Source organism: Parundibacterium terreum, assembly GCF_014636315.1.
In the GTDB taxonomy this organism is placed as follows: domain Bacteria; phylum Pseudomonadota; class Gammaproteobacteria; order Burkholderiales; family Burkholderiaceae_D; genus Undibacterium; species Undibacterium terreum.
Map to the genome: position 1 here is coordinate 192621 of NZ_BMED01000003.1, position 13111 is coordinate 205731.

The window sequence follows — 13111 nt, forward strand, 5'->3', positions numbered from 1 at the left end:
TGTTACAATACGGCCTGAAGCAAGCCAGACAATCGCTGGCCTTATCGTAATGTTAAGGCGGGAGGAAGGTCCGGACTCCATAGAGCAGGGTGACGGCTAACGGCCGTACGCTGAAAGCCGCAAGGTATAAGGCGAGGAATAGGGCCACAGAGACGAGCGTATTTAGTTACGGTGAAACGCGGTAACCTCCACCCGGAGCAATTTCAAATAGGCACGCATTGATGCTGCTCGCGGAGCGTGCGGGTAGAAAGCTTGAGCGCTGGAGTAATCCAGCGCCTAGAGGAATGATTGTCATAGCACGAAGCAGCAATGCCGAGTGCCGTAACAGAATCCGGCCTACCGGCTTGCTTCATTTTTATTTTAATCCGTAGTCAGGTTTTCTTGCCTCGGCCCTCCCAGCATTGCTGTTTTCGTTTCTCTTCCTGTTCTCTTCTGTTCTTAACTTCCCCTCATTCCATATCGTTTACCGTCTTTGCGCCTGTTTTTTTGCGTGTATACGTTCTGCCATCGATTTGTTGTATAGCTGCATTAGAATGTAATTGGGAAATTTCCGGTGGTACACTTTAAAAAAAGCACACGTCAAAGTGGATGCTTTAACTATTATTAATAACGAGACATGCATTTCTATCCAAATTGCACGCCCTTTTCAGTAGGGGTAAATGCAAGACCTTTCCCTGTTTGCTCCACGCTTTGAGCGATTTGTTTCCCAACGATAATCTTGATTTATTTGTCACACACGAGTCCTTTGATTAAATAAAGGTATCCGCATGGAAAGAGGTACGGCCAGTCGGGAGCAGCGAGATGTGCCCACGACGGTGTTCTTGCTCATTGTCGGCCTGATTATTATTGCCATCCTGGGGCAAACCTGGTGGGCGGTTGCAAAAGACAAGGTGTTGACGCTGGCATCGGCGCAAGAAAACAGCTATCTCGCGGTCAGGGTGCTGGAAGAGCACGCCAGCCGCATCCTGCAGGATGCAACCCGTTCGATAGGCGCTGCCGCCGAAGGCATCAAGAACGAAGGCGATGAAATACTGAGCAATGAATCTGCCATACGGCAGATACTTGTCAATCAAAGGCAGGACTCGAAGTTCCTGCAATCCATTGCTGTCGTCAATACCAGTGGCCAGCTATGGGCTACTTCATTCCAGTACCCCGCCAACCAAACTGACCTGAACGACAGGCAGTATGTAAAATTCCTGCTGCAGCACCCGGACCACAAGGCCGTCGTGGTCGGCGCGCCTGTCAAAATGACGCAGGGCGGCCGCTGGATCTTGCCGGTTGCCAGGAATATCTATGATGCGGCCGGACGTTATGCGGGCTTGATCCAGGTGGAGATAGACCTGGTGTACCTGAATGAATTCTATGAACGGGTTGCCAAAGATGGCGATGCCAGCATTTCCCTGCATGACAGCGATGGCAATATCATCATCCGCTCGCCGTTTGATGAGCGCCTGCTGAGCTTGAATGTAGGCACATCGGCGATCGCCCGCAACATACGCGCAGGATCTGCAGAGGGCGTGTTGCAAGACCGACCGCTGGCTGGTGGCGGCACGGAGCTGATCTATACCTATAGAAGAATGTCCGACTTCCCGGTCACCGTCGTCTATGCGCAGGAGTTGGATAGCGTGTTGTCGAGCTGGAGCAAGCGGCTCAAGCAAAGAGCGTTCTTTGCCGCGCTGACCATAGGCTTCATCTTGCTGCTGGCAGGCATGCTGGTCTGGCATATCGGCCACTTGCGTAAGTCGAACACCCGGCTCAAGGCCAGTGAAAACCGCTACCGGCTGCTGTATCAGGAGGCGCAGGATGCGATCCTGTTGATCAACCGTGAATACTGCTATGTGGACTGCAACCCGGCGGCGGTCGCCTTGTTTGGCGTGGAGTCCGCTGCCGATATCATAGGCAAGCGCGCAGGCGGGTTTTCGCCGAATGCGCAAAGAGTGAACCAGTTGCCCAACATGCCGCGCGACAACCTGGTGGCGACGCTGGTCGATGCGGCATTTGAAGGTACGCCGCAGACCTTTGAATGGACCACGCACAAGCATGGGCAAATGCAGTTTAATGAGATCACGCTCAGCCTGGTTGAGGTGGAGAGTGAGATGCTGCTCTTTTGCGTGATGCGCAATGTCAATTCACGAAAATATACCGAGCGCTTGCTGGAAGGGCAGAATCGCCTGTTGCAATTGATCGGCAGCGGCGAAGAGTTGACGAATATCCTGGAGGCGGTATGCCAGTTCGTGGAAAAACTCAATCCCCACTGGCGCTGCGGCATACAGCTGTTAAATGATGATCAGCGCACTTTCTCTCGCCTGATAGGCCGGAATTTTCCTGAAATCCTGAAGCCGCAATTGCAGGGCCTGCCGGTCAGCAAGGGGAATGGCGTATGGAGCGAAGCCGTCATCAATGCCAGCCCGGTGTGGCTGGAAGACTTGCAGCTTGCGCCTGAGATGCAGTTCATCAATGGGCTGGAGAAGCTATCGGATTTCTCCAGCTGCGGCGCATGGCCCATCATGGGCAAGAATGGCCAGTTGCTGGGTACGTTTACGCTGTTCTTCACGACTCGTGCTCGCCTCAGCGACGAAGACATGGTCTTGATGGGCATCACAACCGATATCGCCAGTATCGCCATCGAAGACCGGCGCTCCGAAGAAAAAATCCTGAAGCTGGCGCATTACGATGATCTGACCGGCTTGCCGAATCGTTTTCTTTATCACCAGCATCTGGCCAAATCGCTGGCGCATGCGGAGCGCAATCGTTCCCAACTGGCGGTGTTCTTTGTCGATCTGGATCGCTTCAAGAATATCAATGACACCTTCGGCCATGATGAGGGTGATGCAGTGCTGCGCAATATCGCCAGGCGCTTCAAGAATTGCCTGCGCGAATCCGATACGGTGGCCCGGGTGGGCGGCGATGAATTCATCTTGCTGGTGGATCAGTATGAGAGTCCGATGGACCTGAGCGACATTGCCGGCAAGCTGCTGGTGGAGTCCGCACTGCCCTTCGATATCCGCGGCCAGGAATGCCAGCTCAGCGCCAGCATAGGCATAGCCACCTATCCGGCCGACGGCAAGGATGCGCAGACATTGCTGAAGAATGCCGATATCGCGATGTACCGCGCCAAGAATCGCGGCAAGGATAATTACCAATTCTATGCATCGGAAATGAATGTGCATACGGTAGAGCGTCTGGCGTTTGAGGCGCGTCTGCGGCGCGCGCTGGAAAGGCGTGAGTTCATCGTGTATTACCAGCCTAAGCTGGATATCGCGTCAGGACGCATCGTCGGAGCCGAGGCCCTGGTACGCTGGAACCATCCAGAACGCGGCATTCTTTTCCCGGGTGAATTTATTACCTTGGCGGAAGAGGCGGGGCTGATAGGTCGCCTGGGCATGCTGGTGCTGGATATCGCATGCCGCGATGTGCTGGCTTTCCGGGCGGCAGACAAGTCCTTCGGCCGGGTGGCAATCAATCTGTCCGGCGCGCAGTTCAATGACGCCAATCTTTTGGCTGACGTGCAGAGCGTGGTGGAATTCTGGCGCGTCAATCCGGAACAGATCGAGTTTGAAATTACCGAGAGCATGGTGATGCATAACCGCGACCAGGCGATCGTGCTGATGGATGGCCTGAAGGCGGCGGGCTTTACTTTATCGATAGACGATTTTGGTACCGGCTATTCGTCGCTTGCTTATCTGAAGCGCTTTCCGGTCGATAGCGTCAAGATCGACCGTTCCTTTATCAAGGATATTCCGGAAGATCCGAATGATACGGCGATTGTGCTGGCCATCGTTGCGATGGCGCACACTCTGGGCCTGAAGGTGATCGCTGAAGGCGTGGAAACCGCGACCCAGCTATATACTTTGGCCGATTCCAGTTGTGACGAATATCAGGGCTTTTATTTCAGTAAAGCGATTCCCGAGAATGAGTTTGTGGCTTTGCTGGAGAGGCAGACTGAGGCTGTTCCTGCTTGAGGCCTGCTTTGTTGAGGTCCTTGTCCGTTAGTTTGGCGGGGGTGTCCAGTAATAGCGTAAAGGCTTCGTTGCTCACTGGTCTTCCAAAATAGTAGCCCTGCGCGCAATCGCAGGCGTTTTGCTGAAGGAAGCTGGCCTGCTCCAAACTCTCCACCCCTTCGGCAATCACCGACAAATTCAGGATGTGTCCCAAAGAAATAATGGCCTTGACGATGGCCGCATCATCCCTGTCGATCGCGATATCGCGCACAAAGGACTGGTCTATCTTCAGGCAGTCGACCGGAAATTTTTTCAGATAGCTGAGGCTGGCATAGCCGGTGCCGAAATCGTCTACCGATAGATATACCCCCATCGCCTTCAACTGGTGCAGGGTGGCGATGCTGGTTTCCATATTGTGCATCATCATCGATTCGGTAATTTCCAATTCCAGCAGGCTGGGAGGAAGCCCCGTTTCATCCAGTGCGGTTTTGACTATCTGTGCCAGATCGCCGTGATGTAACTGGCGCGGCGAGATATTGACGGCGATACGGATGGGCTGATGGCCCAGCATCAGCCACTGCATGGCCTGTGCGCAGGCGGTATGAATGACCCATTCTCCTATGGGCATGATAAGGCCGGTTTCCTCTGCCAGCGGAATGAAGTCGGCAGGGGATATCATGCCCTGCGCAGGATGCTGCCAGCGTATCAGTGCCTCTGCACTGTGGATGCGGCCGCTGAGCAGGTCTATCTTCGGCTGGTAATGCAAGGCCAGCTGGCGTGCCTCAATCGCGATGCGCAGCTTGTTCATCAGGTCCAGCCTGTCGGCTACTGCCGGCGTCAGTACGCCGGCATAGTACTGATAGTTGTCGCGCCCCAATTCCTTGGCCTTGTACATCGCTGCATCGGCATTTTTCAGCAGCACGTCGGCTTGGTCGCCGTCACCGGGGTAAATGCTGATGCCTATGCTGCAGGTCACGGTCAGTTCGCGGCCCTCGATGCGGCATGGCTGGGAGACGCTGCTGCGTATGCGCTGCATGACGGAGTCCAGTTCGTCGGCATCTGCATGGTAGTTCAGGATCAATACGAATTCGTCGCCGCCGAGGCGGGCCACGGTATCGCTGTCGCGCATGCAGGCTAGCAGGCGCTCGGACATGATCTGCAATAGCTGGTCGCCGGCCTGGTGGCCCAGGCTGTCATTGATGTATTTGAACTGGTCTATATCCAGGAAGGCCAGCGCCAGCCGCTCATTATGGTGCTGCGCCTGCATGATGCCCTGTTGCAGCCTTTCATACAGCAGCGCGCGGTTGGGCAGGCCTGTCAGCATGTCATGGCTGGCCCGGTGCTCTATTTCAGCTTCATAGAGTTTGCGCTCGGTGATGTCTTCGACGGTGCCTTCGTAAAACATGATCTTGCCTGCCTCGTCATAGACGGTGCGTGCATTTTCAGAAATCCAGATGATGCTGCGGTCCTTGCGGTAAACGCGTGACTCAAAATTGGTGACCGAACCTTGCTGTTCCATCAACTGCATGAATTGCTGGCGGCGGCCCGCTTCCACGTAAAGCTGGGTATCAATCTGTTTTAATTCCGCCATCATTTGCTGCGGCGAGCCATAGCCATAAATACGCACCAGTGCAGGGTTGACGGAAATGTAACCCTGCGGCGTCGACTGAAAAATACCTTCGATCGCATTCTCAACGATGCTGCGGTATCTCCGTTCGACTTCCAGCGTGACCTGGTCGGCCTTTTTACGCGCGGTGATATCGGAAATTAAGCCTTCCACAGCCTCCAGCCGGCCTGAAGCGTTGTATACTCCCACCCCGCGCTCCCATAGCCAGCGTGATTCTCCATTTGCATGCAATATCCTGTATTCAAGCTCATAGGGAAGCTGGTGCTCCAGCGCCTCCCGTATCAGTTCGCGCATTTTGTCCAGATCGTCGGCATGGCATAGGCGCTCATAGGACAAACGGCTCAGGTAGAGCGCGTGATCCGCAGCGTAGCCGGTAATTTTCTGGCAGCCGGCACTAACCAGTTCCATGCTGCTTAGCGCATCGTTCCGATAGCGGAATACCATGCCGTCCAGATTGTTCAGCAAGGTGCTGAGTACTCCCGATTCATCAAATTGGCTGAGTTTGTTAGCAAAGAGTGCTGACATAGAGGAGTTGGGCGCGATTATCAGGTGAGGGTGCGGATTTGAGGGTGCATATTATGTTGACTCAAGCAAACTATGTGCCTGCAAGCAAGAGAGGTATGCAACAGGTCGGATAGTGGTGCTGTGGGTGGCTTACTGAAGCAGGTAGGGGCAATGGAGCGGACCATGCGCATTTCGGCTGCGCCGTGGTCTGCGTGCAGGCCCAAATAAGGTGCAGCAGGTGAAATAGTAAAACGCAAAAAGTGAGCAAAATTGCACAAGAAAGAAGCGAAGTGATTAAATAAAGTTGCCGCATAGAACTTTTCATTTCAGCAATTTCCAGCATGTTTGCCGCAGATTCACGTAGTTAACGAATTTAAATGTTTAAATTGCAATTGTTTTGAGTAAATTTGCGTAAAAACACATGGTTATAGCTGAGATGTGACATTTACAATCTCATGTAAGTCTCTAATTTATTTGAATATTCTTCTTTTTTGATGATTTAAGTAAATGCGCTAAGTCCTTGACTTCATTCAATAAATTCGCATTTCTCCACTTGATTTCGCTTGACCGGGTGTAACGCATCCTCTAAAGTGGGCGATAGTGTGAAAAAGTGTATTTTTGTGGAGGAAAAACTCATCCTCTGCACCAAAATAATTGAATAAAAGTTCAGGGTTAAAAGGTAAATAGCGTGTTCCAGGGGGCGTCCGCACTCAATCTCGATGCAAAAGGCAGAATGTCTATTCCTGCCAAGCATCGTGACGCCCTCGCGGTACAGTGCGAAGGCCGTATTACCCTGACCCGCCATCCCCACGGCTGCCTGCTGTTGTTTCCTCGCCCGACCTGGGAATCCCACCGCGAACAAATCGCCTCCTGGCCCATGTCTGCCCGCACCTGGCAGCGCATATTCCTGGGTAATGCTTCGGATGTGGAAATGGACAGCGCCGGACGCATCCTGATCGCGCCCGAGCTACGCCAGGCTATCGGCCTGCAGCGCGATGTGATGCTGCTTGGCATGGGTTCACATTTCGAAATCTGGGATTCCGCAAAGCTGGCTGAAGACGAAGCGAAAGCGATCGCCAACGGCATGCCCGATGTGCTGAGTGACTTTTCTTTCTGATTGACCGCAATGATTACTCAGAAAGCAGCAGAATTCACGCACCTGACGGTGCTGCTGGGCGAAGCCGTCGAAGGCCTGGCCCTGACCGGTGAACGCACCGGCGGCACCTATGTGGACGGAACCTTCGGCCGTGGCGGCCATAGCAAGAAAATACTGGAAAACCTGGGGCCGAGCGGCCGCCTGCTGGCCTTTGACAAGGATACGCAAGCCATCGCCAGTGCCCAGGAGATCAAGGACCCACGCTTCACTATCGTGCATGAAAGCTTCGCGACCATGTCGCAGGAGTTGCAGGATCGCGGGTTGATGCAGGTTGACGGCATCCTGATGGATTTGGGTATTTCCTCTCCACAGGTGGACGATGCCGGACGCGGTTTCAGTTTCAGGGCGGATGGCCCGCTGGACATGCGCATGGATACCACGCGCGGAATCTCTGCGGCGGAGTGGCTGGCAACGGAAGACGAACTAAAAATCAGGGAGGTTATAAAAGATTATGGGGAAGAACGGTTTGCTTTTCAGATTGCAAAGGCGATTGTTGCTCGCCGGCAGGTCGAGCCAATTTCTGGCACACGACAGCTTGCCGAAATCGTCGCACACGCCGTCAAAACTCGCGAGAAGGGCAAAGACCCGGCAACTCGCACCTTTCAGGCTATACGGATTTTCATCAATAAAGAGCTGGAAGATCTCGAAATAGGTCTGGCGGGAGCTTATGAGCGCCTTGCGCCACATGGTCGCATGGCGGTCATCAGCTTCCATTCGCTGGAAGACCGTATCGTGAAGCAATTCTTCGCTTCCAAGGTGAACGTACCGCAGCCGGACCGGCGCCTGCCTATTCGTACCAAGGATTTGCCGCAGCCGCAGATGAAGCTGATCACCAAGATCAAGCCTTCCGATGCTGAAGTGGCGGCCAACCCGCGCGCGCGTTCGGCGATATTGCGTGTGGCGGAACGTTTGCCCTCCAAAGATGATGGAGGCGGCGCATGAGCACCCGCCTCAACCTCGTTCTGGCTGCAGCACTGATGCTGAGCGCCTTGTCGCTGGTGAATTCCCAGTATCAGGCGCGCCGCTTGTTCATTGAGCTGGAAAGGGCGCAGAGCCTGTCCAAACAGTATGAATTGCAGTGGACGCAACTCAAGCTGGACCAGTCCACCTTCGGCAAGCACGCCAGGATAGAAGAAAATGCCAGCAAGGAGCTGGGCATGGTGCCGGTTACGCCGGACCGCACCCAATACCTGACAGCCGGAGGCTCAAAATGAGCCGCTCTACGACATCTCGCACAGCCGCCGGCAAAGGCGTGCCTTTCCTGTCCAGCCCACTGCTGGCGGTCAAGTTGCCGGTATGGCGTTCGCGCCTGGTGCTGTTCCTTATGTTCGCCGCGTTTGTCGCATTGATTGCGCGCGCCTTGTGGCTGCAGGGCATGACCACTGACTTTCTGCAAAAGCAGGGCGCCAGCCGCTATGCGCGCACGCTGGAGTTGCCGGCTACCCGTGGCCGTATTACCGACAGGAATGGCCAGGTACTGGCTTCGTCGGTGCCGGTGAAGGCGGTGTGGGCGATTCCGGATGATGTGCTGGAGGCGCCGAAAGAAAAGATACGCGCGCTGGCGGGCTTATTGGAAATGAGCGAAGCAGAGTTGCGCAAGAAGCTGGATTCCGACCGCCAGTTTGTGTACCTGAAACGCCAGGTAGAGCAGGAGACTGCCGCCAAAATAGTTGCCCTCGGCATAGACGGCATCGAGACCCGTAAGGAATACAAACGCTTCTATCCAGAAGGCGACGCGATGGCGCATGTGGTCGGCTTCACCAATGTGGAAGACGTAGGCCAGGAAGGCATAGAGCTGGCGTCTGAAAAGAGCCTGGCTGGCAAAACCGGCAGCCGCCGCGTAATCAAGGACAGGCTGGGCCGTATCGTCGAGGATATAGAGTCGATACGCGAGCCGCACGACGGCAAGGACATGACCCTGTCTATAGACAGCAAGATCCAGTACATCGCCTTCACGCATCTGAAGGAAGCGGTGGAAAAGCACCATGCCAAGGCGGGCGCTGCAGTCGTGCTGGATGTGAAAACCGGAGAAGTTCTGGCTCTGGTGAACTTGCCTTCCTATAATCCAAATGACCGCTCTGTATTGACGGGCGCTCAATTGCGCAACCGGGTGATGACGGATACCTTTGAGCCGGGCTCCATCATGAAGCCGTTTACGGTAGCGCTGGCGCTGGAAACTGGTCGTGTTACTCCGGAAACACCATTCCAGACCGCGCCCGGCGTGATGATGATAGGTCCTTCCGTCATCCATGATGCGCACAAGGAAAGTGTATTGACCGTGGCCCAGGTCATACAGAAGTCGTCGAATATCGGCACCGCCAAGATGGCCCTGCAGATGCGTCCGCAGGAGATGTGGGAAATGTTTACTTCTCTGGGATTTGGCCAGCCCCCCAAACTCGGCTTCCCTGGAGCCGTGGCTGGACGTCTGCGCAACTACAAAACCTGGAAACCGATCGAGCAGGCGACGATGAGCTTCGGCCATGGTGTGTCGGTATCGCTGATACAGATCGCGCGCGCCTATACCATCTTCGCGCGCAATGGCGACCTGATCCCGCTGAGCTTCCAGAAGCTGGATGCGCCGCCGGTGGGGCATCGCGTGATCTCTGAAAAAGTGGCGACAGAATTAAGAAACATGATGGAAACAGTGACCCAGCCGGGCGGCACCGCCACCCAGGCCAGGATCGCCGGCTACCGCGTGGCAGGCAAGACCGGTACCGCGCATAAGGTAGAAGGCGGCAAATACGTGCGCAAATATGTCGGCGACTTTGTCGGCTTTGCGCCGGTATCCAATCCGCGCGTGATCGTGGCGGTCATGATAGACGAACCTACCGTAGGCGGTTATTACGGCGGCGTGGTTGCTGCGCCGGTCTTTGCGGCGATTACTGCCAATGTATTGCGCTCCATGAATGTTCCACCAGATTCATCCGTGACCAGCATCATTCCTGAAACCAGTGTGCAGGAGAGTATGTAATGGTTAATATCAAGAAAATAATGACAGAAATAGTAGACTGGCTCAGGCAGGTCGCACCCGGTGCGCAGCTGAGCTCCGATTCCCGCGCTATCAAGGCGGGAGATGTATTTTTTGCCTTCCCTATCGGCAGCGGCGATGGCCGCCGGCATGTCCAGCAGGCGATTGGTAATGGCGCCGCTGCTATTGTGTATGAGAGTAGTGGTTTCAATTGGGACGAGTCGCTGACAGTGCCGCACAAGGGCGTGCAGCAATTGCAGCAGTTGCTGGGCTTTGTCGCCAATGCCTATTATGGGCGTCCGGACCAGGCCATGCAGACGGTGGCGGTGACCGGCACCAACGGCAAGACCTCCTGTTCGCAGTGGCTGGCCAAGGCCTTCTCGGTACTGGGCAAGCCCAGTGCCGTGGTAGGGACTCTCGGCGTCGGCATGTACCGGGATGGCGCTGTCGCCAACCTGGAAGAGACCGGCTTTACCACGCCGGATGCAGTGCAATTGCAGCGCCGCCTAGCCGACTTGCGCGATGCCGGTGCGACTGCGCTGGCAATCGAGGCATCTTCCATCGGCTTGCAGCAAGGGCGCTTGAATGGCCTGCATTTTGACGTCGCGGTCTTTACCAATCTGACCCGCGATCATCTGGATTATCACGGCAGCATGGATGCTTATGCGGAAGCCAAGGCTGCGCTGTTCGACTGGCCGGATCTGGGAACCGCTGTCATCAATATGGATGATGCATATGGAAACAGCCTGGTGCAGCGCTTGCAAGCCAGGCAGTCGGCCACGACCTTGATCGGCTATACGCTGGAAAATGCCGTGCATGAAGGCGTCGCCATGCTGTCTGCCAGCAATCTGCGCACCCAGCACAATGGCACCTCCTTCCATGTCGATTCGCCTTTCGGTTCCGGCCAGGTCAAGACCCATCTGATAGGCCGCTTCAATGTCAGCAATGTGCTGGCGGTGCTGGCGGTATTGCTGGCCAAAGGCACACCGTGGAACAAGGCGGTGGATGCGCTGGAAACGCTGGAGTCGGTACCCGGACGCATGCAGCAACTGGGTTCCCAGGGCCATGCAATGGTGGTCATCGATTATGCGCACACGCCGGACGCGCTGGAAAAAACAGTGCAAACTTTGCAGCAGGTTGCGCAGGAAAGGCATGGCGAGCTGTGGTGCGTATTCGGTTGCGGCGGCGACAGGGATCCGGGTAAGCGCCCGCAAATGGGCAAGATTGCCGAGCAGGCCGACCACGTCGTCGTGACCAGCGATAACCCACGCACCGAAAAGCCTGCCGACATCATCGCCAATATTGTTGCAGGCATGGAAAAACCTGCACAGGTCATTGAAGACAGGGCCAGCGCGATCCTGTATGCGATCAAGCATGCCGGCGACCATGATGTGGTGCTGCTGGCCGGCAAGGGACACGAGACGTATCAGGACATCAACGGCAAGAAGTGGCCGTTTTCCGATGAAGAACATGCTTCGCTGGCATTGGCGACCGTTGCTACCAGCGGCAATATGAAGAGGCCGAACTAATGCGCGCCTCTCTTTTTCAATTACAAGCCAGTTTGACGTCCGCCTCAGCGACTGCTGACGCGCAGGTAACTGGCGTCAGCACCGATAGCCGCAAGGTCAGCAAGGGCGAGTTGTTTGTCGCACTGCGCGGAGAAAAATTCGACGCGCATGATTTTCTGGACCAGGTCGTCGCTCAAGGCGCGGCAGCGGTCGTGGTAGAGCATGTTCCGGCTGGTTTGACTATTCCGGCGCTGGTGGTACCGGACACCAAGATGGCGCTGGCGGAGATCGCCAGATACTGGCGCCGCCAGTTTTCATTGCCCGTCATAGGCGTGACCGGTAGCAACGGCAAGACCACGGTCAAGGAAATGATTGCATCGATACTGGCTGCCTATGCCGGTGCGGAACATAGTCTGGCGACCAGCGGCAATCTGAATAATGAAATCGGCGTGCCGATGACGGTGCTGCGCTTGCAGTCCGACCACAAGGTAGCGGTGATAGAACTGGGCATGAACCATCCTGGCGAGATCGCCTTGCTGGCATCTATTGCCGAACCTACCGTGGGCTTGGTCAATAATGCGCAGCGCGAGCACCAGGAATTCATGCACACAGTGGAAGCCGTTGCCGAAGAAAACGGTAGCGTGCTGCGGCATTTGCCGGCAGACGGCGTGGCGGTATTTCCTGCCGATGACACCTATACAGGTTTGTGGCGCGCTTATGCGCAAGAGAGCGGCCAGCGCCGCATAGTCAGTTTCGGCCTGTCGGCAGACGCGGATGTCAGTGCTTCTTACGTGCCGAATCAATTTGGCAACGATATGCAGATCCGTATCGGCGGCCAGGAATTTGCCGTCAGTCTTGCCGCAGCAGGGTTACATAATGTACGCAATGCACTGGCTGCTGCGGCTTGCAGTCACAGCGTGGGTATCAGCAACGACATCATTGCGCGCGGGCTGGAAGCGTTCAGCCCCGTGAATGGCCGCTTGCAGAAAAAGCAGGCGCTTAACGGCGCCAGCGTCATTGACGACACGTATAACGCCAACCCGGATTCAGTGCGTGCCGCCATAGACGTGCTGGTCCAGGCCGGTTCGTCCAGCATTCTTGTACTTGGTGATATGGGCGAAGTCGGTGCCGACGGCACGGCCTTCCATGAAGAGATCGGTGCTTATGCAAAACAGCGCGGCATAGGGCAGTTCTTGACCCTGGGCACGCTGGCCCGGCATGCAGCTACTGCTTTTGGACCGGCTGCCAGACATTTTGAAAGTATTGAACAGTTGCTGGCTACGCTGGACGGAAGTATTTCCAGCGCTAGCACGGTACTGGTAAAGGGATCGCGTTTCATGAAGATGGAAAGAGTGATCCAGCATTTAACGCAACAAACAGCGCAACAATCTACAGGAAGTCACTAAT

General features: G+C 55.4%; 8 protein-coding genes and 1 other RNA gene. 8 read left to right on the forward strand and 1 reads right to left on the reverse strand.

The genetic code is table 11. The features are described 5' to 3' along the window. Positions 1-16 precede the first annotated feature (16 nt). Together rnpB and IEW12_RS15615 are read left to right on the forward strand one after the other, a co-directional pair. An RNA gene (gene rnpB, locus IEW12_RS15610) (RNase P RNA component class A) lies at positions 17-355 on the forward strand. A 412-nt stretch (positions 356-767) separates the two neighbouring features. Further along, complete coding sequence (locus tag IEW12_RS15615) at positions 768-3962, forward strand: EAL domain-containing protein (RefSeq protein WP_188567024.1); 3195 nt, start codon at positions 768-770, stop codon at positions 3960-3962. Here IEW12_RS15615 and IEW12_RS15620 read toward each other — a convergent pair. After that, the gene (locus IEW12_RS15620) at positions 3892-6093 is read right to left on the reverse strand and encodes a putative bifunctional diguanylate cyclase/phosphodiesterase (RefSeq protein WP_188567025.1); all 2202 of its coding nucleotides are present in this window, start codon (positions 6091-6093) and stop codon (positions 3892-3894) included. The genes IEW12_RS15615 and IEW12_RS15620 overlap by 71 nt on opposite strands. 667 nt (positions 6094-6760) lie before the next feature. Between IEW12_RS15620 and mraZ the strand changes: the two genes are divergently transcribed. The 6 genes from mraZ to IEW12_RS15650 are packed head-to-tail and all read left to right on the forward strand — an operon-like array spanning position 6761 to position 13110. Further along, positions 6761-7189, forward strand: a complete 429-nt coding sequence (mraZ, locus tag IEW12_RS15625; protein ID WP_188567026.1) for a division/cell wall cluster transcriptional repressor MraZ — start codon at positions 6761-6763, stop codon at positions 7187-7189. 9 nt (positions 7190-7198) lie between these two features. Beyond that, the gene (rsmH, locus tag IEW12_RS15630) at positions 7199-8170 is read left to right on the forward strand and encodes a 16S rRNA (cytosine(1402)-N(4))-methyltransferase RsmH (protein ID WP_188567027.1); all 972 of its coding nucleotides are present in this window, start codon (positions 7199-7201) and stop codon (positions 8168-8170) included. Beyond that, a complete protein-coding gene (gene ftsL / locus IEW12_RS15635; protein WP_188567028.1) occupies positions 8167-8442 on the forward strand; it encodes a cell division protein FtsL in 276 nt (91 codons plus the stop codon). Before rsmH ends, ftsL begins: the two co-directional genes overlap by 4 nt. After that, positions 8439-10199 (forward strand): peptidoglycan D,D-transpeptidase FtsI family protein, encoded by a 1761-nt coding sequence (locus tag IEW12_RS15640; RefSeq protein WP_188567029.1) that lies wholly within the window; start codon positions 8439-8441, stop codon positions 10197-10199. Before ftsL ends, IEW12_RS15640 begins: the two co-directional genes overlap by 4 nt. 20 nt (positions 10200-10219) lie before the next feature. Next, positions 10220-11725: a UDP-N-acetylmuramoyl-L-alanyl-D-glutamate--2,6-diaminopimelate ligase gene (locus IEW12_RS15645; RefSeq protein ID WP_229751145.1), complete on the forward strand. Its 1506-nt coding sequence runs from the start codon at positions 10220-10222 to the stop codon at positions 11723-11725. Then, complete coding sequence (locus tag IEW12_RS15650; protein ID WP_188567031.1) at positions 11725-13110, forward strand: UDP-N-acetylmuramoyl-tripeptide--D-alanyl-D-alanine ligase; 1386 nt, start codon at positions 11725-11727, stop codon at positions 13108-13110. Before IEW12_RS15645 ends, IEW12_RS15650 begins: the two co-directional genes overlap by 1 nt. Position 13111 lies beyond the last annotated feature (1 nt).